Source organism: Micromonospora antibiotica (genome assembly GCF_017599305.1).
Classification (GTDB): domain Bacteria; phylum Actinomycetota; class Actinomycetes; order Mycobacteriales; family Micromonosporaceae; genus Micromonospora; species Micromonospora antibiotica.
This window is the reverse complement of sequence record NZ_JAGFWR010000007.1, coordinates 280,900-305,251: the sequence shown is the minus strand read 5'-3', so window position 1 is coordinate 305,251 and position 24,352 is coordinate 280,900. Positions and strand designations below refer to the sequence as shown.

General features: G+C 73.0%; 26 protein-coding genes and 1 pseudogene. 12 read left to right on the top strand and 15 right to left on the bottom strand.

Going from position 1 to position 24,352, the window contains the following annotated elements:
- Positions 1-57 precede the first annotated feature (57 nt).
- The 5 genes from JQN83_RS15870 (at position 58) to JQN83_RS15850 (ending at position 5,876) form a co-directional block, all read left to right on the top strand.
- Complete coding sequence (locus JQN83_RS15870) at positions 58-1,044, top strand: carbohydrate ABC transporter permease (RefSeq protein ID WP_208567903.1); 987 nt, start codon at positions 58-60, stop codon at positions 1,042-1,044.
- Positions 1,041-1,874, top strand: coding sequence for a carbohydrate ABC transporter permease (locus JQN83_RS15865; protein WP_208567902.1), 834 nt, complete (start codon positions 1,041-1,043; stop codon positions 1,872-1,874). Before JQN83_RS15870 ends, JQN83_RS15865 begins: the two co-directional genes overlap by 4 nt.
- Before the next feature lie 120 nt (positions 1,875-1,994).
- Entirely contained in the window at positions 1,995-3,374 is a 1,380-nt protein-coding gene (locus tag JQN83_RS15860) for a GH1 family beta-glucosidase (RefSeq protein WP_208567901.1), read from the top strand.
- Positions 3,375-3,393: 19 nt separating this feature from the next.
- The gene (locus JQN83_RS15855) at positions 3,394-4,401 is read left to right on the top strand and encodes a LacI family DNA-binding transcriptional regulator (RefSeq protein ID WP_208567900.1); all 1,008 of its coding nucleotides are present in this window, start codon (positions 3,394-3,396) and stop codon (positions 4,399-4,401) included.
- A gap of 461 nt (positions 4,402-4,862) precedes the next feature.
- Complete coding sequence (locus tag JQN83_RS15850; protein WP_208567899.1) at positions 4,863-5,876, top strand: GNAT family N-acetyltransferase; 1,014 nt, start codon at positions 4,863-4,865, stop codon at positions 5,874-5,876.
- A 36-nt stretch (positions 5,877-5,912) separates the two neighbouring features.
- On the opposite strand, the gene JQN83_RS15845 is transcribed toward JQN83_RS15850, so the two are convergent.
- A complete protein-coding gene (locus tag JQN83_RS15845) occupies positions 5,913-6,731 on the bottom strand; it encodes an EI24 domain-containing protein (RefSeq protein WP_208567898.1) in 819 nt (272 codons plus the stop codon).
- Positions 6,732-6,815: 84 nt separating this feature from the next.
- Here JQN83_RS15845 and JQN83_RS15840 point away from each other — a divergent pair, with 84 nt between their 5' ends.
- Positions 6,816-7,808, top strand: coding sequence for a helix-turn-helix transcriptional regulator (locus JQN83_RS15840; protein WP_208567897.1), 993 nt, complete (start codon positions 6,816-6,818; stop codon positions 7,806-7,808).
- A gap of 22 nt (positions 7,809-7,830) precedes the next feature.
- Here the strand turns inward: JQN83_RS15840 and JQN83_RS15835 are convergent, their stop codons facing one another.
- On the bottom strand, positions 7,831-8,748 hold the full coding sequence (locus tag JQN83_RS15835; protein ID WP_208567896.1) for an SDR family oxidoreductase: 918 nt from the start codon (positions 8,746-8,748) through the stop codon (positions 7,831-7,833).
- Between the two features lie 76 nt (positions 8,749-8,824).
- On the opposite strand from JQN83_RS15835, the gene JQN83_RS15830 reads away from it, so the two are divergent.
- A complete protein-coding gene (locus JQN83_RS15830) occupies positions 8,825-9,502 on the top strand; it encodes a nucleotidyltransferase domain-containing protein (protein WP_208567895.1) in 678 nt (225 codons plus the stop codon).
- A 48-nt stretch (positions 9,503-9,550) separates the two neighbouring features.
- Here JQN83_RS15830 and JQN83_RS15825 read toward each other — a convergent pair whose 3' ends face one another.
- The 5 genes and pseudogenes from JQN83_RS15825 to JQN83_RS34445 form a co-directional block, all read right to left on the bottom strand.
- The gene (locus JQN83_RS15825; protein ID WP_208567894.1) at positions 9,551-10,108 is read right to left on the bottom strand and encodes an ester cyclase; all 558 of its coding nucleotides are present in this window, start codon (positions 10,106-10,108) and stop codon (positions 9,551-9,553) included.
- Between the two features lie 353 nt (positions 10,109-10,461).
- Positions 10,462-11,349: an alpha/beta fold hydrolase gene (locus JQN83_RS15820; RefSeq protein ID WP_208567893.1), complete on the bottom strand. Its 888-nt coding sequence runs from the start codon at positions 11,347-11,349 to the stop codon at positions 10,462-10,464.
- On the bottom strand, positions 11,346-11,660 hold the full coding sequence (locus tag JQN83_RS15815; protein WP_091242743.1) for a DUF2516 family protein: 315 nt from the start codon (positions 11,658-11,660) through the stop codon (positions 11,346-11,348). Before JQN83_RS15815 ends, JQN83_RS15820 begins: the two co-directional genes overlap by 4 nt.
- 70 nt (positions 11,661-11,730) lie before the next feature.
- On the bottom strand, positions 11,731-12,513 hold the full coding sequence (locus JQN83_RS15810) for a hypothetical protein (protein WP_208567892.1): 783 nt from the start codon (positions 12,511-12,513) through the stop codon (positions 11,731-11,733).
- Between the two features lie 460 nt (positions 12,514-12,973).
- Positions 12,974-13,340: pseudogene (locus JQN83_RS34445) on the bottom strand (helix-turn-helix domain-containing protein); the annotation flags it as partial.
- A 117-nt stretch (positions 13,341-13,457) separates the two neighbouring features.
- Here JQN83_RS34445 and JQN83_RS15800 point away from each other — a divergent pair.
- Positions 13,458-14,258, top strand: coding sequence for an alpha/beta fold hydrolase (locus tag JQN83_RS15800; protein WP_307799329.1), 801 nt, complete (start codon positions 13,458-13,460; stop codon positions 14,256-14,258).
- Between the two features lie 63 nt (positions 14,259-14,321).
- Here JQN83_RS15800 and JQN83_RS15795 read toward each other — a convergent pair whose 3' ends face one another.
- From JQN83_RS15795 to JQN83_RS15780, 4 genes are all read right to left on the bottom strand, one after another.
- Positions 14,322-15,281, bottom strand: coding sequence for an asparaginase (locus tag JQN83_RS15795; RefSeq protein WP_208567890.1), 960 nt, complete (start codon positions 15,279-15,281; stop codon positions 14,322-14,324).
- A 181-nt stretch (positions 15,282-15,462) separates the two neighbouring features.
- Positions 15,463-16,290, bottom strand: coding sequence for a beta-keto acid cleavage family enzyme (locus tag JQN83_RS15790; RefSeq protein WP_208567889.1), 828 nt, complete (start codon positions 16,288-16,290; stop codon positions 15,463-15,465).
- Positions 16,291-16,547: 257 nt separating this feature from the next.
- A complete protein-coding gene (gene ygfZ, locus JQN83_RS15785) occupies positions 16,548-17,660 on the bottom strand; it encodes a CAF17-like 4Fe-4S cluster assembly/insertion protein YgfZ (protein WP_208567888.1) in 1,113 nt (370 codons plus the stop codon).
- The gene (locus JQN83_RS15780) at positions 17,657-18,061 is read right to left on the bottom strand and encodes a Fur family transcriptional regulator (protein ID WP_208567940.1); all 405 of its coding nucleotides are present in this window, start codon (positions 18,059-18,061) and stop codon (positions 17,657-17,659) included. The genes ygfZ and JQN83_RS15780 overlap by 4 nt, the downstream gene beginning before the upstream one ends.
- Positions 18,062-18,200: 139 nt before the next feature.
- Between JQN83_RS15780 and JQN83_RS15775 the strand changes: the two genes are divergently transcribed.
- A complete protein-coding gene (locus tag JQN83_RS15775; RefSeq protein WP_208567887.1) occupies positions 18,201-19,043 on the top strand; it encodes an aminotransferase class IV in 843 nt (280 codons plus the stop codon).
- Between the two features lie 71 nt (positions 19,044-19,114).
- Here the strand turns inward: JQN83_RS15775 and JQN83_RS15770 are convergent, their stop codons facing one another.
- Both JQN83_RS15770 and mtfM read right to left on the bottom strand, forming a co-directional pair.
- Positions 19,115-19,702, bottom strand: a complete 588-nt coding sequence (locus JQN83_RS15770) for a heme-binding beta-barrel domain-containing protein (RefSeq protein ID WP_208567886.1) — start codon at positions 19,700-19,702, stop codon at positions 19,115-19,117.
- Positions 19,703-19,757: 55 nt separating this feature from the next.
- The gene (mtfM, locus tag JQN83_RS33840) at positions 19,758-19,862 is read right to left on the bottom strand and encodes a small membrane protein MtfM (protein ID WP_067315095.1); all 105 of its coding nucleotides are present in this window, start codon (positions 19,860-19,862) and stop codon (positions 19,758-19,760) included.
- Positions 19,863-19,874: 12 nt separating this feature from the next.
- On the opposite strand from mtfM, the gene JQN83_RS15765 reads away from it, so the two are divergent.
- From JQN83_RS15765 to JQN83_RS15755, 3 genes are all read left to right on the top strand, one after another.
- Positions 19,875-20,249, top strand: coding sequence for a DsrE family protein (locus tag JQN83_RS15765; RefSeq protein WP_208567885.1), 375 nt, complete (start codon positions 19,875-19,877; stop codon positions 20,247-20,249).
- Positions 20,250-20,424: 175 nt separating this feature from the next.
- A complete protein-coding gene (locus JQN83_RS15760; protein ID WP_208567884.1) occupies positions 20,425-20,802 on the top strand; it encodes an SCP2 sterol-binding domain-containing protein in 378 nt (125 codons plus the stop codon).
- On the top strand, positions 20,802-22,856 hold the full coding sequence (locus tag JQN83_RS15755; protein ID WP_208567883.1) for an amylo-alpha-1,6-glucosidase: 2,055 nt from the start codon (positions 20,802-20,804) through the stop codon (positions 22,854-22,856). Before JQN83_RS15760 ends, JQN83_RS15755 begins: the two co-directional genes overlap by 1 nt.
- An 89-nt stretch (positions 22,857-22,945) precedes the next feature.
- Here the strand turns inward: JQN83_RS15755 and JQN83_RS15750 are convergent, their stop codons facing one another.
- On the bottom strand, positions 22,946-23,722 hold the full coding sequence (locus JQN83_RS15750; RefSeq protein ID WP_208567939.1) for a hypothetical protein: 777 nt from the start codon (positions 23,720-23,722) through the stop codon (positions 22,946-22,948).
- Between the two features lie 75 nt (positions 23,723-23,797).
- Positions 23,798-24,298: a winged helix-turn-helix domain-containing protein gene (locus JQN83_RS15745; protein WP_307799326.1), complete on the bottom strand. Its 501-nt coding sequence runs from the start codon at positions 24,296-24,298 to the stop codon at positions 23,798-23,800.
- Positions 24,299-24,352: the final 54 nt, after the last annotated feature.

Sequence of the window (24,352 nt, the reverse complement as noted above, 5' to 3'; positions counted from 1 at the left end):
GCCCCGCGGACGGGCGGGCAGGTGCAGGCCGGGACCACGAGAGGAAGAGCACGGGAGATGGTTGTTCAGGTCGACGGTCCGCCGCCGGGGGCGGTACGGACCCGGAGCAGACGGCCCGAGCGGGAGCACCGGTTGGCCCGGCTCGACGTCAGGTACTCGCCCTACCTGTACGTGACGCCGTTCTTCCTGCTCTTCGCGATCTTCGGGCTCTATCCGCTGGCGTACACGTTCTGGGTGTCGCTGCACGACTGGGACCTGCTGGGGGTGGACCCGGCCTTCGTGGGCGCGCAGAACTACACCCAGCTGCTGGCCGACGCCGACTTCTGGAACTCGGTGGTGAACACGCTGGGCATCTTCGTCCTCTCCACGGTGCCGCAGCTGCTCGCCGCCCTGTGGCTGGCCAACCTGCTCAACCGCCGGCTGCGGGCGCGGACCACCTGGCGGATGGCGGTGCTGGTGCCCAACGTGACCTCGACGGCGGCGGTGGCGATCGTCTTCGCGGTGCTCTTCGGCCGCGAGTTCGGCATGATCAACTGGCTGCTCGACCTGGTCGGCGTCGACGCGATCGACTGGAAGGCGAACCGGTTCGCCGCCTGGACGGCGATCTCCGCCATGGTCGACTGGCGGTGGACCGGCTACAACGCGCTGATCTTCCTGGCCGCGATGCAGGCCATCCCCCGCGACCTGTACGAGTCCGCCTCCATCGACGGGGCCGGCCGGGCCCGGCAGTTCTGGTCGATCACCGTGCCGCTGCTCAAACCCACGATCATCTTCGCGGTGATCATCTCCACCATCGGCGGACTACAACTGTTCACCGAGCCCCGGCTGTTCAACTCCGGCACCAACGCGATCCGGGGCGGGCCGCTGCGCGAATCCCAGACGATGACCATGTACATGTTCGAGAACGCCTTCGCCCCGCACTACAACTTCGGCTACGGCTCGGCCGTCGCCTGGCTGCTCTTCGCCCTGATCGCGGTGGTCGCGGCGATCAACGTACTGATCCTGCGCCGGCTCGGCGGCGGCGCCCGCAAGGGGGACCGATGAACCGCATCTGGTCGGCCGGCCGGCTCACCTACCCGGCACTGACGCTCACCGCCCTGCTGTCGATCTTCCCGATCTACTGGATGTTCGTGGTCGCCAGCCGCAGCAGCGACGCGATGGGCCAGGTGCCGCCGCCGCTCACCCCCGGCGGCAACCTCGGCGCGAACATCACCCGGCTCTTCGCCAACCCCGACGCGCACTTCCTCACCGGCCTGGTCAACTCGACGATCGTCGCGGTCAGCGTCACCTTCTCGGTGGTGCTCTTCTCCACCCTGGCCGGGTTCGCCTTCGCCAAGCTGCGGTTCCGGGGACGCAACGCGCTACTCATGATCATCATTGCCACCATGATGGTGCCCACCCAGCTCGGGGTCATCCCGCTGTACCTGCTGATGACCAAGCTGAACTGGAACGACCGGCTGCCGGCGGTGATCGTCCCGGCCCTGGTCACCGGATTCGGCGTGTTCATGATGCGCCAGTACGCGGCCCAGGCGGTCAGCACCGAGCTGATCGAGGCGGCCCGGGTCGACGGCTGCCACACGCTGCGGATCTACTGGAACGTGGTGCTGCCCGCGCTGCGGCCCGCCGCCGCCGTGCTCGGCCTGCTCACGTTCATGACCACCTGGAACGACTTCCTCTGGCCGTACGCTGTGCTCAACGACCCGGAGAACCCGACCGTGCAGTTGTCGCTGCGGGCCCTCTCCGACGGTTACTACCAGGACATGTCACAGGTGTTCACCGGCACGGCGATCGCGACGCTGCCGCTGCTGCTGGTGTTCGTCGTGTTCGGCCGCCAGATCATCGGCGGCATCATGGAAGGTGCGGTCAAAGCGTGAGCGCGAGGAGTGAGCCGGTCTTGCGAGCCCCGCAGTCGCGAACGAAAGGGAGCACCGCGTGAGCGCGAGGAGTGAGCCGATCTTGCGAGCCCCGCAGTCGCGAACGAAGGAGGTAGCCGCGTGAATGAGGTTCGATTTCCGGAGGGCTTCGTGTGGGGCGCGGCGACCGCCGCGTACCAGATCGAGGGCGCGGCCCGGGACGACGGTCGCGGCGAGTCGATCTGGGACACCTTCAGCCGTACGCCGGGCAAGGTGTTCGCCGGGCACACCGGTGACGTCGCCTGCGACCACTACCACCGGTACGCCGACGACGTGGCGCTGATGGCCGAGCTGGGTCTGGCCGCGTACCGGTTCTCGGTGGCCTGGCCCCGGATCAGGCCGGACGGCACCGGCCCGGTCAACCCGCGCGGCCTGGACTTCTACGACCGGTTGACCGACGCGCTGCTCGACCGGGGCATCGACCCGATCGTCACGCTCTACCACTGGGACCTGCCTCAGGGTCTGCAGGACCGGGGCGGCTGGACCAGCCGGGAGACCGCCGAGCACTTCGCCGACTACGCCCTGGCCGTGCACGCCCGGCTCGGTGACCGCATCCGCACCTGGACGACGCTCAACGAGCCGTGGTGCTCGGCGTACCTGGGGTACGGCAACGGGGTGCACGCCCCCGGCGTGCAGGACGCCGGGGCGGCGTTCCGGGCCGTACACCATCTGTTGCTGGGGCACGGGTTGGCGGCGCGGGCGCTGCGGTCGGCGGGCGCGCAGACGGTCGGGATCACCCTCAACCCGGCGGACGTCGCACCGGCCGACCCGGACAGCGCCGCCGACGCCGCCGCGGTACGTCTCGTCGACGGCCTCCAGAACCGGATCTTCCTGGACCCGCTGACCGGGGCCGGCTACCCCGCCGACGTGCTCGAACACGTCGCCCGGATGGTGGAGCCCACGTTCATCCGGCCCGGCGACGAGAAGATCATCGCGGCGCCGCTGGACCTGCTCGGGATCAACTACTACTCACCGACCTATGTCGCGGGCCGCCCGGACGGGGGCGGCAGCAGCGCCTACCCGGGCACCGAGGGGGCGGTGGAGTTCCTGCCGGCCAGCGGGCCGGTGTCCGACATGGGCTGGCAGATCGAGCCGGCCGGGCTGACCCGGCTGCTGGTGCGGATCGGCACCGACTATCCCGGGCTGCCACTGATGATCACGGAGAACGGCGGCGCGTTCCCGGACGACAGTGCCGGCCTCGACGCCGACGGATCGGGCCGGATCGACGACACCGACCGGATCTCCTACCTCGACGGGCATCTGCGGGCCGCGCACGAGGCCATCTCCCGCGGCGTCGACCTGCGCGGCTATCTCGTATGGTCGTTGCTGGACAACTTCGAGTGGGCCGAGGGCTATCGGAAGCGGTTCGGGATCGTCCACGTCGACTATCTGAACCAGCGGCGCACCCCGAAGTCGAGCGCCCGGTGGTACCAGGAGGTGATCTCCCGGAACGGGCTGTGACGAGGCGGTGGTAACGGGTATGACGGCGGCACAGCGCCCCACCCTGGAGGAGGTCGCCCGGCAGGCCGGCGTGTCCCGGGCGACGGTGTCCCGGGTGGTGAACGGCTCCACCACGGTCGCCGAGCCGATCCAGGAGGCGGTCCGTCGGGCGGTGGCTGAGCTGGGGTACGTGCCGAACCTGGCCGCCCGCAGCCTGGTCACCCAGCGGACCGACTCGGTCGCCCTGGTGCTGCCGGAGGCGGCCACCCGGGTCTTCTCCGACGACCAGGTCTTCCCCGGGCTCATCCGGGGCGCGGCCCAGGAGTTGGAGGCCGCCGACAAGCAGTTGGTGCTGATGCTGGCCGGCTCGCCCGCCGGGCACGACCGGGTCACCCGGTACACCACCGGCCGGCACGTCGACGGGGTGCTGTTCGCCTCGCTGCACGGGGAGGACCCGCTGCCCGGCCGACTCGCCCGGCTGGGGATACCGGTGGTGTGCAGCGGCCGGCCGCTGGACGCCGCCGACGTGCCGTACATCGACGTGGACCACATCGGGGGGGTCGCCAGGGCGACCCGCTACCTGATCGACAACGGTCGCCGCCGGATCGCCACCATCGCGGGCCCGCAGGACATGGTCGCCGGCATCGAACGGCTCGCCGGCTACCGGGACACCGTCGTCGCCGCCGGCCTGCCCCAGATGATCGAGTACGGCGACTTCACCCGCGAGTCGGGGACCATCGCGATGCGTCGGCTGCTCGCCGCGTACCCCGATCTGGATGCGGTTTTCGCCGCCTCCGACCTGATGGCGCACGCCGCCCTGCGGGCGTTGCACGAGGCGGGCCGGCGGGTACCGGAGGACGTCGCGGTGATCGGTTTCGACGACATCGAGACGGCCGCCTACACCGAGCCGCCGCTGACCACCGTGCGGCAGCCGATCGTCGAGTTGGGCCGGAAGATGACCCGGCTGCTGCTGGCCCTCGCCGACGGTGCGGAGGTGGAGCGGGCGGTGGTGTTGCCGACGGAGCTGGTGATCCGACAGTCCGCCTGACCCCTGCACCGGCCTGCGCCGCCCGGTTTCCGGCCTGCCCCGCCCGGTTTCCGGCCTGGGCCGCACGCCCCGGCCACGTGAGCCGGGCCGCCCCTGCCCACCGGGCACCCACACGCGACGGCTGAACGTCGACCGCAACCATCACCCTCAGCAACATTTCGTCGACCCCACCCCACCCAAGTTCACCCGCTTTGCTCTGCTGCCATCCACGCGACAGGCACCGAGGGTGACCGACTTGACGCCGCATCCGCCCGAGCAGCAAACGCGCAGCAGCAGCTCAACCGCCTGTCGCCTCCATGGCAGCAGAGCAAAGGGAGCGAGGGTGACAGGGCAGGAGTCGACTGGGGATTACGGAGAGTGGGAAAGTCGCAGCCAGAGAAAGGTGTTACCCAGAGTCATCGGGACGACCGGTGGGGAAAAGGTGTGGCTGTGGACTCCGGCCGGTACCTACGCTCGCGGGCATGCCTGACGCCGTTGCACCGCAGCCCGTGCCGACCAGCACCGAGCGGGAGCGCCGGCCCCAGTTGCCGCCCGCCCGCGACCACGCCGCACGGTCCACCGGCCAACCGGGGGTGGGGTGGCACCTCCGCACCGCCCGGCCCGACGACGCGCCCGGGGTGGTGGCGCTGCGGTCCCTGGTCCATCCGTACCTGGTGCGGGGCGTCGTGTCGACCCGGCAGATGATCGCCCAGCCACCACCCGAGGAGAGCTGGACGGCCTGGGTGGTCGAGGCGGACGATCAGCTCGTCGGCTGGGCCTCGGCGTACCGGAACGCGCACACCTCCGTGCCGGACTTCGGGGACGTCTCCACCCTGCACGTGCATCCGGAGTACCGGGGCCGGGGTGCCGGCACCGCACTGCTCACCGCCGCGCTGGCCCACCTGGCATCGCTGCGGGTCCGCCGGGTGCGGACCTGGGTGCAGACCGACTCGCTGTCGTACGCCCGCCGGCACGGGTTCACCCCCAGCCGGGAGCTGCGCTACTCGGCACTCGACCTGCACCCGGCCCCACCGATGCCCGAGCCGCCCACCGGGGTACGGCTGCTCCCGCTCACCGGTCGCGACCCGTACCAGATCTACCTCCTCGACGCCGCCGCCGCGACGGGCGAGCCGGGTGACGTGCCGGTGGACGCGACCAGCTACTCGCTATGGCGGTCGGAGTGCTGGGACAACCCGGGGCTGGACCGGGACGCCGGCACGGTCGCCGAGGTCGACGGCACGCTGGTCGCGCTCAGCCTGGTCAAGCGGGACGGCGACCGGATGTGGTCGGACTTCACCGCGACCCGGCCGGAGTACCGGGGGCGGGGGCTGGCCCGACTGACCAAGCAGGCCGCGCTGCACCGGGCCGCCGGCAACGGAGTGCGTACCGCCTACACCTCCAACGATGAGGCCAACGCGCCGATACTGGCGGTCAACACCCGCCTCGGCTACCGGCCGGTGGCCTCCGCCTGGTCCTGCCTGCGCGACCTGCGCTGAGCGGCCCGACCACGACCGGCGGGCCGCCCACCACGGTCACGCCGTCGGCCGGCCGCCGGCTCGGCTCTCCTCGATGTGCTGGCCCAGCGAGCGGCGGGCGAGCAGCGCGGCCCCGGCGACGGCGGCCGGCATCACCAGCACCGCACCCAGCGGGATCAGGAAGCACAGGAAGACCGCCACACCGAAACCGAGCGAGGTGGCCCGGTCCGCCTTCAGCCGGGCCCGCCGGTCCGGCAGCCGCAGCCCGCGCCGGGAGAACGGCGCACCGACCAGCTCCACGGCGAGCAGCCAGCCGCCCACCGCCGCGCCGACCACCGGCACCACGGTCTGCCCGACCACCGGGATGAAACCGGCCGCGAAGAGCGGAATGCCGAACAGCACCGAGAGCCCGACCAGCCGCAGCGAGTCGACGATGCTGCGCCGCAACGACGCCCCGAACGGCACCTCCACCGCGCCCGGGGTGCCGCCGAGGCGGTCCTCCACCCGCTCGGAGATCTTCTCGTAGAACGGGTCCCCGATGACCAGGGTGACCGCGGTGAAGCCGACCACGGTGAGCAGCCCACCCAACCCGAGGAAGGCCAACCCGGCGATCACCCGGACCAGGCTGCGCGGGGTGTCCGACCAGTCGTCGGCGAACGGGGTCACCCACGCCGCCAACTCGTCCACGAAGTAGACCAGGGTGGCGAACGCGGTGACGAAGAGCGCGGCGGACAACAACGCCGGCACCACGCCGAGCAACATCAGCCCCGGGCTGCGGACATACAGGCCGAGGCCACGCACGAGCAGGCCCACGCCGCCGAAGAAGCGGCGGGTGGCACCGGTGACCGGCGCGGCGAGGGTACGGGGTCCGTTCACGACCGCAGAGCCTACTGGCCGGGGGCCACCGCCACCGGGTACCCGACGGCACCGCCCGACGGGTCGGGCCGGCAGGATACGGGGGTGCGCGCCGCCCGGTTGATCTCCCTGGTGCTGCTGTTGCAGTCCCGCGAGACGATGACCGCCGCCGAACTCGCCCGTGAGCTGGAGGTTTCCGAGCGGACCGTCTACCGGGACGTGGTGGCGCTCTCCGCCGCCGGGGTGCCGGTCCATGCCGACCGGGGGCGGGCCGGGGGTTACCGGCTGCTCGGCGGCTACCGGACCCGGCTGACCGGGTTGACGCGGGACGAGGCGGAGGCGCTCTTCCTCACCGGACTGCCCGGCCCCGCCGGTGACCTGGGATTGGCCGACGCGGTGGCGTCCGCCGAGCTGAAGATGCTCGCCGCGTTGCCACCGGGCCTGCGTGACGCCCCGGCCCGTACCGGCCAGCGGTTCCACCTGGACGTCCCGGGCTGGTTCCGCGAGTCCACCCCGCCCCGCTGGCTGACCGAGCTCGCCCGGGCGGTGTGGCGGGACGGGGTGGTCGCCCTGCGGTACCGGCGCGGCGACCGGGAGGTGACCCGCCGGGTCGAGGCGTACGGGCTGGTGCTCAAGAGCGGCACCTGGTATCTCGTGGGCCGGGTCGACGACACGATGCGCACCTACCGGGTGGACCGGGTGCTCGACGTCGTCGCCGACCCCGCGACCTTCACCCGGGACGACGGCTTCGACCTGGGCGGCTACTGGCGGGAGCAGGCCGAGGCGTTCCTGCGGGACATGCTCGCCGCCCGGGTCACCGTGCGGCTCAGCCCCGCCGGTCTGCGCCAGCTCCGCTTCCTCGCCGACACCCCCTTCGCGTACGACGAGGCGTTGGCCGCCGCCGGCACACCCGACGGGCAGGGTTGGGTGGTGACCGAGCTGCCCGTCGAGTCCGTCGAGGTGGCGTACCCGCAACTGCTCGGCCTCGGCCCCGAGGTGGAGGTGCTCGACCCACCGCAGCTGCGTGCCCTGCTCGCCGACGCGGCGGCCCGCTCAGCCGCCCGCTACGGCGTCGGCCCGGACCACCCGACCCGCTGACGGCGACCGGGCCGACGAGCCGTCAGCGGTAGCCGGTGACGTCGGCGGGCCGGTCCGTCTCGACCACCTCGGTGAGGTAGCGGAAGGCGTCCGGCCGGCTGCCGTCGAGGTCGGTGAAGCCGTACACCCGGGCCAGTTCGCCGGCCGAGACGGACGCCTGGTTCCAGCGGGCCCGGTCCTCGTCGGCGGCCAGTGCGGCGACCGCCCGCCCGACGAAGGCCGGGGTTTCCGAGATGAGGAAGTGCGGGTCCGTCGCCGCGCCGTCGCGCCAGGTCTGCTCGGTCACCCCGAAGTGCTCCAGCATCGCCTCGGAGCGGATCCAGCCGGGGGTGAGTGCCACGGCGGTGCACCCGTGCGGCGCCAGCTCGTGCCCCCAGCTGTACGCGAGCCGGGTCACCGACACCTTCGCCAGGTCGTAGAAGACGGACAGCCGGTAGTGCGTGTCGTTGTACGCCCGGGTGCCGTCGCCGATCTCGACGACCAGCCCGCCGGGGCGGCGGATCAGCAGCGGCAGCGCGAAGTGGCTGGTGACGATGTGGGTGTCCACCGCCAGCCGCAGGGTGCGGAACCCGGCGTCCAGCGGCTGCTCCCAGACCGGCTTCTCCCAGGTGATCAGCGGGTCGGCCCCCCACACGTCGTTGACCAGCACGTCGAGCCGGCCCTGTTCGGTGTCGATCCGGGCCACCAGGTCGCGTACCTGCTCGGGCACCAGGTGGTCGACCCGGACCGCGATGCCGGTGCCTCCGGCGGCGGTGACCAGCTCGGCGGTCTCCTCGATGGTCTCGGCGCGGTCCAGCTCGGAGCGGCCGGCCCGGCTGCTGCGGCCGGTGGCGTAGACCGTCGCCCCGGCCGCGCCGAGCTGGACCGCGATCTGCCGGCCCGCGCCCCTGGTCGCGCCGGCCACCAGCGCGACCTTTCCTTCCAACGGTGTCGTCGTCATACCGTCGAGGGTGGCAGTGATACCTGACAACCGAAGTCCGGTTTCGCGGAGCAGTTCGGTCCGGCATGCTCCCGACATGCACCTGCTGCTCTCCGGGATCGTCGGCTCGGTCGCCTACGGGCTGGCCGGCCCCGGCTCCGACGTCGACCGGATCGGTGTCTTCGCCGCCCCGACGGTGGCCTTCCACGGCCTGCGGCCACCCCGGGAGTCGGTGGTCACCACCGACCCGGACGTCACCCTGCACGAGGCCGGCAAGTACGCCCGACTGGCGCTGAGCGGCAATCCGACGGCCACCGAGCTGATCTGGCTGCCCGAGGACTGTTACGAGACCCGCACGGACCTCGGTGACCGCCTGATCGCCATCCGGTCGGCGTTCCTCAGCGCACCGCGTGTCCGCGACGCCTACCTCGGCTACGCGAGCCAGCAGTTCCGCAAGCTGACCACCCGAGACTCGACGGTGGGCGGCCGGCGGCGCTCGGCCAAGCACGCCCGGCACCTGGCCCGGCTGCTGCACCAGGGGCGGACCCTCTACGCCACCGGCGTGCTGGAGATCCGGCTGGCCGACCCGGCGTGGTTCCGGGAGTTCGGTGAGCGGGTCGCGGGCGGCGCGCTCGCCGAGGCGGAAGCGCTGGTCGCCGAGGCGGAACGGGACTTCGACCGGCTCCGCACCCCGCTGCCCGACCGGCCCGACGAGGCGACGGTGGAACGCTGGCTGCGTGCCGTCCGCGCCGCCCACCTGCCGCCGCCGGACTGACCCACGGCAGCCGTTGCCGGGGTCCGTACCGGGCCCGCGACGAGGCGATCAGACTGATTCCACCCCGAGCTGGGTGGTGAGCAGCAGGGTGTCGGCGTTGAGCCAGTAATCGGTGATCAGGCCGTGCCTCGTCCGCAGCGTGTCGGTGCCCGTGAAGCGGACCGTGGTGCCGGGCGCGGCTGTCGCCCCGGGGAATCCTCCGCCGTACGTGCCGTCGGCGACCCACCGCACGACCACGTGGCTGCCGTCGATGATCGGGCCGACCTCGACGGTGAAGCGCAGGTCGGGGAAGGCTCCCCGGATCTGGCCGATCAGGTCGACCATGCCGGCCGGGCCGTGCACGGCGCTGCCGTCGCCGCCGTCGAGCAGCGCGGCCCGGACCCGGACGTCCGGCGCGATGAGGTGCTCGGCCAGCGCGTAGTCGCCGTTCCAGAGTTGGACCCAGTCGCGGGTCACCTGCTGCTGCGTCCGGCGGGTGTCGTCGGGCCTGTCGGGCCGCGGGTGGGTGGTGGCGGTGCCGCCGGCCAGCGCGGGAACGCTGCTGCCGGTCAGCACGCCACCGGCGATCAGGAGCGCGGTGAGGGTGACGGTGGACCTGCGGTTCATGATGACTCCTCCATGAATGAGATCAGCTCGCTTTAGTTATAGGCTATAACTTAAGTGATTTGACGTCAACACGAGCGGAGTAGCGGAGTGGTGGCGGGGCGATCGGGGGCCTGCCGGTCCGGGCACACGGGCGGCAACGGCGGCAGGCGGGGCCGCACAGGCGGCCGGGCGGGTCGAGGGCGGGCCGGAGGCGGGCGGGCCGGAGGCGGGCGAACGCCTGGAACGAGCTTGCCGGGGCCGGCACCGGGGACATCCGTCCACACCGGACTGCCAGCTCGGACCCGGTGGACCGCCGGATCCCGACCGGGCGGAGGCCACGGGCGGAGAGGACGCGTCCCGGGCCCGGCCCGGGGCTAGTCGTTGAGGAAGGTGGAGATCCGGTCCCGCAGGTCGGCGCGGTCGGTCCAGGCGAACCCGGGACGGTCGTAGACGTGCAGTGTCGCCTGCGGCAACGCGTCGGCCAGCTCGGCGGCGATGTGGGTCGGGTGCAGGTCGTCGCCGACGCAGCCGATCACCAGGGCCGGTACGGTCACCCCGGCCAGGGCGGCGAGGTCGGCCAGCGGGGACTGCTCCGGCAGGTCGGACAGACCGGCGGCGAGCCCGTCCCGCAGCAGCTGGTCGAGTCGCTGACGCAGGTAGGCCCACCCGGCCGGGGTGTTGCGGACCGACGGCGGCAGTTCCAGGGCGACCACGTCCGCCACGGCCGAGGCGTCGCCCCCGGCGACCGCGTCGAGCAGGTCGGCCAGTCGTTGCCGGGCGACCGGGCCACGCGGCCGGTCGAGGACGGCGGGCAGCAGGAAGACCAGTTTCTCGAACCGGTCCGGGCTCTCGACGAGCAGCCGGCACAACGCGCCCGCGCCGAGGCTGGCGCCGAACGCCCGGGTGGCGCCGCTGAGGTCCGCCACCGCCCGCAGGTCGCGGGCCAGGTCGAGGTAGCTCCACGGGCCGGGCGGGGCGTCGGAGCGGCCGTGCCCCCGGAACTGGAAGAAGACCCGTCGGCCGGTGACGGCGCTGCCGAACGGGCGGGTGGTGGCGATACCGTTGCCGAATCCGTGGGCGAACACGGTGACCGGGTCACCGACGCCGGTGACCAGCCGTTCCAGCTGTACGTCGTGCGGGGTGGCGACCAGCTCGGTCTCCGGTTCCGGCAAGGCGGGTCGCCCGGTACGCGGTGCGCCGGGCCCGGGCCCCCAGGTGCGGGGTCCGCCGTCCGGCGGTGGCGGCCAGCGGAAACCCCTCACCAGAACCCTTTGCCGTCGTGCAGGTCACGCAGCCCGACCCGGACGTCCAGCAGGTAGATCAGGCCGGCGGCGATGCCGATCAGCCCGAAGATGCTCAGCGCGCCGAAACCGAGCAGGGTGAGCAGCATGCAGACGGCCAGGATGGCGATCCAGCCGCCCTTGGGGAGGGTGCCGATGGCCGGGAAGGCGTCCGAGCGCTGGGTGAACGCGTGCACCAGCGAGATGCCCTGCACAGCCAGGGCGAACACGAGCAGGATCAGATCGATCACGTAGACGAGGTGGAACACGAAGATCGGCGCGGCGATGGCCATGCCGGCCAGCATATGCCGACGGCCCCGGAAACGTCCGTCAGGACGCCCCCGGGGCCGGTGTCGGCGACGGTCACTCGGCGGCCGGGCGGGTCCGCTTCGTGGTCTTCGGCTGCTTCGCCGTCGGGTCGGTGGCGACGGGCTTGGCGGCGGCCTTGGTCGCGGCCGGCTTGGTCGCGGCCTTGGTGGCCCGGGGCCGGGTGACCTTGGCTGCGGCCGGCTTGGCCTCGACGACCTGCGCCACGTCCGCCGGGGTCGGCGGGTGGTCCGTGTCGGCCTGCGCCACGGCGGCCGGGGTCGGGGTGCGGTCCTGGTCGGTTCCGGCCTGCGCCCCGGCCGGGACGGTGGCGTCGGTCGCCTCGATGTCGGCTTTGACGGTCTCGGCGGCCTCCAGCACCCCGGCACCGACCACCCGCTCACCCCGGGCGATCAACGCGCCGTACGCGGCCAGTGCCCGTTCCTGGGCCGCCTGCGCCCCGGCGAGCACCACGGCGGCGTTGCGGGTGGCGGCACCGCGCAGCTTGTCGAGGTCCAGCTCGGCGCGGAGTTTGTCCAGGTCCAGCTCGGCACGGAGCTTGTCCAGGTTCAGCTCGGTGGGCGTGGCCTTCTCGCGCAGGCCGGTGGCGGTCAGGTTGGCGGTACGGAAGGTCTCGGTGGCCTTCTGGCGCAGCTCGAACCCGGTCACGACGGCCTTGCCGCCCCACTCGGCGGCGACCTTGGTGCCGTCGGCGACGACCCGGTTGCCCAGCTCGCTCACCACGGTCGGCAGCTTGCGCAGCTGCTGGATGGCCAGTTCCCCGGCACCGGCGGCGGCGTAGACGGGGGCCGGAATGCGGTTGGTCTTCGGCTGGGTCATGACAACTCCTCCTCGGCCGCTCCGGCGGCCTTGTCGTTGCTGGTCGTGGGCGCGGCATCCGCCGTGCCGTCATGGGTGCCGGCGGTGGGCGCGGTGCCCACCCCACCGGTGGTGGGTGCGGTGCGCGTCCCACCGGTGGCGGGGGCGGGGGCGGTGCCCGCCTCGGTGACGGCGACCGATTCGAGGACGGCCTCGGTCGGGGTGCCCTCCGGGGTGACCGGTCCGGTGGCGGCCGGCGTCACCGTGGCCGCCGCCTCCGTCGGCCCGGTCGGCGTCGGTACGGCGTACGCCGAGGTCGGGGCGGCCGGTCCGGGGCCGGCGTCCGGTCGGTCCACCGCGGCGGCGGTCCGATCGGTGACGACCGGTTGATCCGTGCCGGCGACCCCGTCGGTGACCGTCTGGTCGGTGCCGGGGCGGTTCGTGCCGGCCGGCTCGTCCGTGCCGGATTCCGCCGGGGCGGGCTGGTCGGCGGTGGCCTCGGACAGCCGGGTGTTCTCCCGCCGGAAGGTCTCGTATATCTGGCTGAGCGACTGTTTCTGCGCCATGGTCAGGTCGGGGTCGATCGCGATGGCGGCGAGCACTCCCTGACCCTCCTTGTCGTCGAGCAGCCCGGCCCGCAGGTACATCGCCGGGGTGGAGACCCGCAGCGCGCTGGCGAGCTGCTGGAGCACCTCGGCGCTGGGCTTGCGCAGGCCCCGCTCGATCTGACTGAGGTAGGGGTTGCTCACGCCGGCCTGCTCGGCGAGCTGGCGGAGCGAGATCTTGGCGTTCCGCCGCAGGTCACGGATGAATCCGCCGACGTCGGGTAGATCCTTGGGTGCGGCCATACCCCAACGGTAGTCCGCGCTGCTAGCTCCAGCAAGCAAAACGCTAGCCAGAGTTAGCAAGGTAACAGGAGGCAAAGTACGTTGCGGCCCGGGATGTCCGGTCGTAACTTGCACGGCGTGACCCAACAGATCGCTGTCAACGGCACCACCCTCGGCTACGACGAGGTCGGCACCGGCACGCCGGTGCTCCTGCTGCACGCGGGCATCGCCGATCGGCGGATGTGGCGCGAGGTGTGCGCCGCCCTCGCCGACCGGCACCGGACGATCGCGCTGGACCTGCGCGGCTACGGGGACTCGGCGCTGCCGCCGGAGTCCTTCGCCCACCGCGACGACGTGGTGGCGGTGCTGGACGCGCTCGACATCGACCGGGCCGCCCTGGTCGGCTGCTCCTTCGGCGGGGCGGTGGCGATCGACACCGCCCTGGCGTACCCGCAGCGGGTGTCGGCCCTGGCGCTGTTCGGCACCGCCGTCTCCGGGCACGAGTGGTCGCCGGACACCGAGGAGTTGTGGGACCGGCTGGTCGGTGAGGTCGACGAGGAGGACCTGGCGGCGAGCGCGGCCGGCGAGGTCCGGTTCTGGGTGGTCGGCCCGCACCGCCGTCCGGAGGATCTCGACCCGGCGCTCATCGCCTTCGCCGAGGAGTCGGACCGACGGGCCCTCGCCGCCGAGCAGGCGTTGAGCGCGGTCGACGTCGTCGACCTCGACCCGCCCGCCATCGGCCGCCTCGACGAGTTGGACCTGCCGGTCCTCGTCACCGCCGGTGCCGTCGACATCCCGGACATCATCCGGCTGGCCGACCGGATCGCCGCCGAGGCTCCCCGGGCCGTCCGCCTGCCCGACGTCCCCGAGGCCGCGCACCTGGTCCCGGTGGAACGCCCCACCGAGGTGGCCGAGGCCCTCCGCGCCTTCCTGCCCTGACCGGTCCCGCACTCCGGGCCCGTCCCGCACCCTGGTGCGGCCCGGCCACGGATCGCCCGCAGCTCACCAGACGGGACGCACTCCACCGACCGGAAGGGCACCGCCGAGCAGGGGAACCTCGGCGTACTCGGTGAGGACGGGGGCCCGCACACCGAGCCGGCGCAGCGCGGAGACCAGCACCGGCATCCGGGCGCGGGCGGCACCGTCGTCGATCTTGAGGGTGACCGCGCCGACGCCGGGCAGCGCGGCCGCGATCACCCCCTCCGCGCCGATCTTGGCCAGCATTCCGGGTACGCCGCGCATCAGCCGGGTGTCGTCCGCCACGGTGCCGCCGACCACCTCCGGGTACGCCCGCATCGCGTCCGCCACCGTGCGCTCCGGGGAGCCGGGCTCGGCGGCCACCAGCCGCAGGTAGGCCCGGGCCAGCCCGGTCAGCGAGACCGCCAGCACGGGCGCACCACAACCGTCCACGCCGACCGCCGCCGCCGGCTCGCCGGTGAACTCCTCGATCGTGGCGGTCAGCCGCTGCTGCAACGGGTGCTCCGGCCGCCAGTACCCGTCCACCGGCCAGCCGGCCGCCAGGCAGGTCAGCAGCATCCCGGCGTGTTTACCGGAGCAGTTCATCGCCAACCGGCTCGGGCCACCACCGGCCCGCAGCACGGCCTCCCGGGCCGCCTCGCCGAACGGCAGGTCGGGCGGGCAGTGCAGGGCCCCCGGGTCCAGGCCCGCGGAGCCCAGCAGCGCGGCCACCCGGGCCAGGTGGAACTCCTCACCGGCGTGGCTGGCCGAGACCACCGCGACGTCGGCGGGGTCGGTCACCGCGAGCCCGGCCCGGAGCATCCCGAGCGCCTGCAACGGCTTGCTGGCCGACCGGGGAAAGATCGGCGAGACGCCGTCCCCGGCACCGGCCACCGTCGCTCCGGCGGCGTCGAGCACCACCACCGAGCCCCGGTGCACACCCTCCACGAACCCGGACCGGACCACCTCGGCGAGCGGCTCGCCACCCTCGTACGTCTTGAACACCTGGCGAAGGTACCGACGGGGTCCGGCACCCCCGACACCCGGGTGACCTGCGACGTCGACCACCGGCGTACAGGAGTGCCGGGGCAGGCGCGGCTTACCGGGCGGACCTGCCCCGGCCGGGCCCACGGCGGCCCCGACCCGGAACCGCAGCACCGGCCGGACCGGTCCGCCGGGCGGGCGGCTAGCGGAACAGCAGCTGACGGGCTTCGGTGGTGGTCAGCGGGGGGCGCTGGGCGAGCTGCGCGAACCCGACCGCGCGCGCCACCAGCTGCATGTTGGACTCCACCGGGCGACCCTTGGCGTACGTCACGGTGTCCTCCATGCCGACCCGCAGGTGACCGCCGGTGGAGAGCGATGCCAGCAGCACCGCGATGGTGCTGCGACCGACGCCGGTGGCCGAGAAGGTGGTGCCCGCCGGCAGGTCACGCAGCATCTGCTGGGCGGCGACCAGGGTGGCGGTGGTGCCCGGCATCCCGCCCGGCACCCCCATCACGAAGTCGACGTGCACGTGCCCGCCGTGCGGCAGGCCGTGCCGGTCCAGCAGGCGTTGCAGGGCGGTGAGGTGACCGAGGTCGAAGATCTCGTACTCGGGGAGGATGCCGCGCTCCTGCATCCGGGTGTGCAGGTCGACGATGAACTCCCACCGGTTGAGGAAGACGTCGTCGCCGAAGTTGACAGTGCCCATGGTGCAGGAGGCCATGTCCGGCGCGGCGTCCAGCACGGCCAGCCGGTCGGCCTCCGGATCGGTCACCGCCCCACCGGAGGAGAGCTGCACGATCAGGTCGGTGCTCTCCCGCAGCGCCGCCACGGTCTCCCGCAGCCGCCCCTGGTCGAGGGTGGGCCGGGCCTGGTCGTCGCGGATGTGGACGTGGATCACGGAAGCGCCGAGCGCCTCGCACTCCTTGGCGGTGAGCAGCAACTCGTCGAGGGTCACCGGCAGCGCCGGCACCTGCTCCTTGGCCGACTCCGCGCCCGTCGGGGCAACCGTGATCAACGTCCCTGTCGTCATGCCGGCGATGGTAGCCGCCCCGGCCGCCCCCGGTCGACGCCGCAGGCCGATCCGACAGGAAGAACCGCACATCAGGAGAGAAGGACGCGAAGAAATTCCCGCCGAACCGGCCGGCGGTAGGCATCCTTACTTCACCGACGAGCACGACCGGAGGCGGACCCCGGCCGGGCCACGCCGGGAAGCACGGACCATGCCGGAAAGCACGGACCCACCGGCCGGGCCACGCCGGGAAGCACGGACCCACCGCCCGGGATGGGCTACTCCGGGTCGATGGCTGCGGCGGTGTCGCCCACCGACAGCCGGGCGTCGTCGGCGAGGTTGCGTTTGACCACGGCGAGCGCGACCTGACCCAGCTCGTAGTGGTGCACGGCGGTGCCGACGAAGCCGACCGTCCGGCCGTCCAGGGTGACCGGGGTGCCGGACGCCGGCAGCTGATCGGTGGTCACCCCGTCCAGGTGCAGCAGGACGAGCCGACGCGGCGGCCTGCCCAGGTTGTGCACCCGGGCGACGGTCTCCTGCCCCCGGTAGCAGCCCTTGTCCAGGTGCACCGCCGGGGCGATCAGGCCCGCCTCGGCGGGGATCGTCCGGTGGTCGGTGTCCACCCCGACCCGGGCCCGTCGGGCGGCCACCCGCACCGCCTCGTACGCCCACAGGCCGGCCGGGGGGACGCCGTGCTCGCGCAGCGCGGCGACGACCTCGTCCAGGGCGGGCCGGGGCACCAGCAGGTCCACCCCCAGCGGGACCCGACGGGCCCAGCCACCACCGGTCAGCGGCTGGACGTCGTACGAGACGGTGGGGCGGGGGGGCAGCTCGCCGGAGCGGAACTTCGGACCCGGCACCGCGAGCACCTCGGGGGCGGTCAGGCCGGTGACGCCCAGCGTGGCGACGGCGTCGGTGGCCTGCGGCCCGACCAGCGACAGCAGCGCGTGGCCGGCGGTGGCGTCGCGCGGCTCGACCTGGCTGAAGAACCGCATCTTCTCCAGGTACGTCAGCAGGTCGGCGGTCATCCCCGGCTCGGTGTCCAGCCAGGTGGTCGTGCCGTCCTCGGCGACCATGGCGTGCTGCTCGACGTGCCCGTGCGGGCTGAGCACCAGCAGTTCGGTGCCCTGGCCGGGGCCGAGCGCGGCGAGGTGCTGGCTGGTCAGGGTGTGCAGCCAACCGATCCGCTCCGGGCCGGTGACGGCGATGACACCCCGGTGCGAGCGGTCCACCAGACCGACCCCGGTGGCCAGGGTGCGCTGCTCGCGCATCGGGTCGCCGTAGTGCGCGGCGACGCCCCGCACCCCGGCCGCCCGGTGGCCGGCGTCCGGCTGGTCCCGGCTGGCCTCGTCGATCGCCTCGACGGCCACCGCTCCCGCGATGTCGATCATGTTGGTTCCCCGTCCTCACAGTTGCCGCAGACGCCGAAGAGCGCCACGTGCCCGATGTCCACCTGGAAGTTCCGGTCGGCGGCGAGCCGGTCGGCCAGCGGGCGCATCAGCTCCGGGTCGATCTCGTCGACCGCGCCGCACTCCCGGCAGACCAGGTGGATGTGCTGGTGCTCACCCGCCGCGTGATAGGTCGGCGAGCCGTGCGACAGGTGGGTGTGGGTCACCAGGCCGAGCCGTTCCAGCAGCTCCAACGTCCGGTAGATGGTGGTGATGTTGACCCCGGCGGCGACCTCCCGGACCGCCGTGTGCACCTGCTCGGGTGTGGCGTGCCCCAGGTCGAGCACGGCCTGCAGGACCAGTTGCCGCTGCGCCGTCAGTCGCAGCCCACGCGAGCGGAGCATTTCCGCCAGGGAGGATTCGGACACCGTCCGATCATAGTTCGGCCCGCGCCGGTCACCGCCCGCCCGCCACCGGGCCGCCGGGCGGGTCACGTCACCGGGTTCGGGGGTGCGACGGGTCACGCCGTTAGGCTCGGCGGTCATGGTGGCATCGAGGGTCGCCGTGCTCGGTCGGGGCGTCGTCCCCGCGACAGAGCCGGTGCTACGCGGGAACGACCTGGGTGTGCTGCGCGGGGACGGGCTGTTCGAGACGATGCACCTGCGCGGCGGAAACCCCTGGTTGCGTACCGCCCATCTGGCCCGGCTGCGGGCCGGGGCCGCCGCCCTGGAACTCCCGCTGCCCCCGGACGGGGCGCTCGTGGAACTGCTGGACGGCATCGCCACCGGCTGGCCCACCGAGGTCGAGGGCGCATTGCGCCTGGTCTGCACGCGGGGGCCGGAGGGGGGCGGGCTGCCCACCGTGTACGCCACCCTGACCGAGGTGCCGGCCGCCACGAAACGGCTCCGCGACGTCGGGGTCACCGTCGCCACCCTGCCCCTCGGGGTGCCGGCGACCGCCCGCCCCGAACTGTCCTGGCTCCCGGCGGGCATCAAGTCGATCTCGTACGCGACCAACAGCGCCGCCCGCCGCTGGGCCGCCCGCAGCGGGGTGGACGACGTGCTCTGGGTCTCCACCGACGGCTACGTGCTGGAGGGGCCCAGCGCGAACGTCATCTGGCTGGACGGCGACACGCTCTGCACCGTCCCGGCCGCGCGTACCGGCATCCTGCCCGGCACCACCTGCGGCTGGCTGCTCGACCACGCCGCCGGGCTGGGCCTGGGGCGGGCCGAACGGATGGTCACCCCGACCGGGCTGCACGCCGCCGCCGGGATCTGGCTGACCTCCTCGGTACGCGGTCTGGTCGAGGTCAGGTCCCTCGACGGCACCGGCCGCCCACCCGCCCCGCACACCCCCCGCCTCCAGGAACTGCTGGGCTTCGCCTGACCGGCCCGACCCGTGGGTTGGCGGAGGTCAACCGCCGGGTGGCTGAGTCCGGTTGGCGGGGTGGCGGAGGGTCAGCCGGCGACCCGGACCAGGCGGGCCGACAGGTGCGGGGAGAGGCTGTGACCCACACCCGCCATCTCCTGGGCGTAGAGCAGCGCCCCCTCCACGATGCCGAAGAGCCGGGCGCCCGCCGTCACCTCCTTGGCCGTGGCGGTACGCACCACCGCGTCGGTGGCGAACTCGATCTGGGTGCCCGTGCGCTTGCCGATGTGCAGCTCCATGATCCCCGTCGGGGTGGTCATCAGCGCTTCCAACTCGTCGGTGACCCGCTCACCGTCCAGCACCGGACGCCACCAGCCCACCTCACGCCCGGCCGGACGGATCGGCCGGCTCTCCTCGTCGAGCAGCCACGCCCGCGACTCGTAGAACAGGAACGGCCGGCCGTCGTGGCTGATCCGGATCTCCTGGGCGTAGTCGAAGTCCTCGATGGTGGGGAACCCGCCCCGACCCCGGCCCCGCCACACCCCGACGTACGGCAGCAGGCCGTCCAGCGCCGGGTGCAGCTTCGGACCGACCCGCAGGTCGTGGCTCTCCTGGTAGGGGTACTCCTCGACCGGCGGCGCGTTCAACCACGGCGGCTGAAGGGGATTCTCGCTCACCGGCTCTCCTTCGTTCGCGACTGCGGGGCTCGCAACCCCGGCTCGCTCCTCGCGCTCACCATTTACCTCTCGACAGGCGTACGGCCAGGTAGACCAGGCCACCGGCGAGCGCGCCGAGGCCGGCGACCAGCAGGCTGACGAACCCGATCTCGGTAACCATCATGGTCATCCTATGCTGGGTCCCATGGGCCGCACTCTCGTCGTCAAGGCCACCGCCGGAGCGGACGCCCCGGAGCGGTGCGCGCAGGCGTTCACGGTGGCCGCCACGGCCGCCGCCGCCGGGGTGCCGGTGTCGCTCTGGCTGACCGGTGAGTCCGCCTGGTTCGCCGTGCCCGGCCGGGCCGAGCAGTTCACCCTGCCGCACTCCGCGCCGCTGGCCGACCTGCTGGGCGTCATCCTCGCCACCGGGCAGGTCACCGCCTGCACGCAGTGCGTCGCCCGCCGGGACATCGGCCCGGACGACGTGCTGCCCGGCGTCCGGATCGCCGGGGCGGCCGTCTTCGTCGAGGAGGCGATGGCCGAGGGCGCGCAGGCGCTGGTCTACTGACCAGCCCACCCGCCGGCCTCACCGACCCGCTGGCCCGCCGCGCCCTGACCGGCGCCGCGAGCCCACCGGTCCGCCGACCGCGCCGACGTCCACCGTTCGGCCGACACCGTTCGCCCGTTATGCACGCACTGCCGATACTGAACCCAATTGTCGTTTTGCTGCCTACCATTCGGGGGTGAGCCAGGCGACGGAGGAGTTCTTCGCATCGTTGCCGGCGCGCGCCCCGACGATCCTGCGCGCCCCGGTCACCGGCACCCTCCAGATCGATCTCACCACCGACAACCGCACCGACCACTGGCTGGTACGGCTCAGCCCCGGCAGGGCCGTGGTCGACCGGGCCCGGGGCCCGGCGGACGCGGTGTGGAGCAGCAGCGCCGACCTCTTCGAACGGCTGGCCACCGGCACCGCCCAGAGCATCTCGGCGGTGCTGCGCAACGAGTCCACGTTCAGCGGGAACGTGATGCTGTTCCTGGTCTTCCGGCAGTTCTTCCCCACCCCGCCCGGCGTCCGCGACCCCCGGGAGACCGCCCGCGAGCAGACCGGGCGGGCCTGATGCAGCAGCGGGTGAGCATCCTCGACGGCAACACCTTCCTGGTCTGCGACAGCAGCGGGGACGTCGAGCCGTCGTTCGACTTTCCCACCGGGATGTTCTCCTTCGACACCCGGTTCCTCTCCACCTGGCTGCTCACCCTCGACGGGGAGCGCCTGCACGCCCTCTCGGTCGACGACGCGCACTCCTACCAGACCCGGTTCTTCCTCGTCCCCGGCGAGCCGACGCACTACCTCGACGCCAAGGTGTCGATCATCCGCAGCCGGTCGATCGGCGGCGTCTTCACTGAGGAACTCTCCGTGCTCAACCACTCCGGCCGGGAGGCACGGTTCCAGTTGCGGCTGGAGATGGGCTCGGACTTCGCCGACCTGTTCGAGATCAAGCACCAGCGGCCGAAGAAGGGTCGGACCAGCGCGGAGGCCGGTGAGAACAAGCTGCGGCTGACCTACCGCCGCGAAGCCTTCCACCGGGAGGCGCTGATCGTCAGCAGCACCGACGCCCACGTCGACGAACGCGGGATGACCTGGTCGATCACCGTCGAGCCGCACTCCGGGTGGAGCACCTGCGTGACCGTGACGCCGATCATCCACGGGGCCCGGGGCGAGGACGTCCGGGCGATCACCGCGCTGGGCGCCGCGCGCGGTCCGGCCGTCATCCGTGACGAGCAGGAGGCGCTGGTCGGGCGGGCCCCGCAACTCGGCTGCGACTGCGAACCGCTCGCCGGGGCGTACCGGCAGAGTCTGCACGACCTGGCGGCGCTGCGGTACGAGTCGATCACGTTGGGCGTCCGGCTGCTCGCCGCCGGTCTGCCCTGGTTCATGACCCTGTTCGGGCGGGACAGCATGCTCACCTCGTTGCAGGTGCTGCCGTTCCTGCCGGAGCTGGTCCCGCCGACGATCCTGATGCTGGCCGGGCTCCAGGGTTACCGGCTCGACGACTTCCGCGACGAGGAACCCGGCAAGATCCTGCACGAGCTGCGGTACGGCGAGACCGCCGGCTTCGAGGAGCAGCCGCACTCCCCCTACTACGGTGCGGCCGACTCGACCCCGCTGTTCGTCATCCTGCTCGACGAGTACGAACGCTGGACCGGGGACGCCACGCTGGTCAAGCAACTGGAAACCCCGGTCCGGGCCGCGCTGCACTGGATCGACACCTACGGCGACCTGCTCGGCACCGGTTACGTCTGGTACCGCAGCCGCAACCCGGAGACCGGCCTGGAGAACCAGTGCTGGAAGGACTCCTGGGATGCCATCTCCTACGCCGACGGCCGGCTGCCCGGCTTCCCCCGCGCCACCTGCGAGATCCAGGGGTACGCCTACGACGCCAAGCGGCGCGGGGCGCGGATGGCCCGGCTGTTCTGGAACGACCCGGAGTACGCCGACCGGCTGGAACGGGAGGCGAAGGCGCTCAAGGAACGCTTCAACCGGGACTTCTGGATTCCCGAGAAGAACCACTACGCCCTCGCCCTGGACCCGGACGGCCGGCACGTCGACTCGCTCACCTCCAACATCGGTCACCTGCTGTGGAGCGGCATCGTCGACGAGCCCCGGGCCGCCATGGTCGCCGAGCACCTGCTCGGCCCGAGGCTCTTCTCGGGTTGGGGGGTACGCACCCTGGCCACCGACGAGGGCCGCTACAACCCGATCGGCTACCACGTGGGCACGGTGTGGCCGTTCGACAACGCCTTCATCGCCTGGGGTCTGAGCCGGTACGGCTTCCGTGAGGAGGCCGGCCGGATCTGCGAGGCGATGATCAACGCTTCGCGGTACTTCGACGGGCGGTTGCCCGAGGCGTTCGCCGGTTTCGACCGCACCCTCACCGACTATCCGGTGCAGTACCCGACGGCGTGCAGTCCGCAGGCGTGGTCGGCCGGCACCCCGCTGCTGCTGTTGCGGGTGATCCTCGGCCTCGAACCGCAGGGCGAGCATCTGATCATCGATCCGTTGGTGCCGGAGGGGATGGGCCGGGTCGAGCTGCTGGACATCCCGGGCCGATGGGGTCGGGTCGACGCCCTGGGCCGCAGCCGCACCCCGCACGACCACGATCACCGCGACTGACCCGGCAACGGACGGACCGGCGGGCCGGGCGGGCCACGGCCTGATCAGGCGGGGCAGGCGTCGACCCGATCAGGCAGGCAGCCGGGCGGTCAGGCGGGGCAGCCGGTGGAGGCGGAGAGCCGCAGCTGCGCGCCGGTGCCGTCGGCCAGCACGGTGGTCGGGCCGCTGCGGTAGGCGTACACCTCGGGGAGGTCGACCACCGGGGGGCCGGCGGCCAACGGGCGCAGGCCGGTCAGCGCGGCCGGTGCGGCCCCGGCCGTGACGGCGACGGTACGGGCGGTGCCGCCGCCCGGGCAGGGGGCGGTGACCGGTTGCGGGGCGGTCTGCGCCGCGCGGCCCAGGGCCGCCAGCGCGGCGTCCAGCGTCGGATCGGCCGACGCAGCCGGGGGTTGCGGATAGCCGGCGCCGACCGGGCGGCACCCGGTGTCGGCGGTCAACCGGACCCGGCCGCCGCTGGTGACCCGCCCCTGCACGGTGACGAACCCCCCCGCGTCGGCGCGCAGCCGGGGCCCCGCCGAACCGGCGCGCACCCCGGCCCGCCAGTCGGCCGGCAGCCGGTCGGCGACCCGGTCCAGCAACGCCCGCTCGCCACCCTCGGCGACCAGCACGTCCAGCCCCCGGCTCAGGGTCGCGCCGGCGGACATCGGGGTGATCCGGCAGCCCCGCTCGACCTGTGGCCCGGTCAGCGCCCAGGCCCCGTCGCCGACCGCCGCGACGAGTTGACCGAGGGCCCGGTCCACCACCGGGCCGGCTTCGGCGAGGGTGCGCTGCTCCCGCACGGTCGGCGCGTCGTTGCGCGCCGACCACCAGGTGAGCACGCCCAGCAGCACCGCCCAGGCCACGGTCACCGCCAGCAGCCAGCGCAACCGGCGGCGCGGCGCGGACGGACCGGGCGGTGGGGCGTACCCCGGATGGACGGCACCACTCACCGGATCATCGTGTCACGGCCCCACCGCAGGCCGGCCGGGCGGTACGCCGAGCCGGTAGCCGACACCGCGCACGGTCTGCACCTGCGGGCAGCCCGGCACCGCGCGCAGCTTGCGGCGCAGCCGCTTGACCGCCGAGTGCAGGATCGCCGCGTCACCCAGCCAGGCACCGCCCCAGACCGAGCCGAAGATCCGTTCGTAGCTCCAGACCGCCCCCGGGTCACCGGCCAGCCGGGACAGCAGCTCCCGCTCCAACCGGGTCAGCGCCAACGGCTCCCCCCGCCAGGTGACCAGGTGTCCGGCCGGGTCGACGACCAGGTCGCCGCAGCGCACCGGGGTCGGCCCGGTCGGTGGCGCGGCGGACGCCGACGGGGTCGGGAAGAGCATGGCGCGTAGTTCGGCCAGGTCGGCACAGATCACCACCGGGCCGAGGTCGTCGAGCCGGCGGACCACCCGCTCCCGGACCGAGACGTCGGCGCTCACACAGACCACGAACGGGATGTCGACACCGGTCACACGTCCTCCCCAGGAGCGCACCTGCCGCCCGCTGCCGACGGTCCCGTCCGCCCA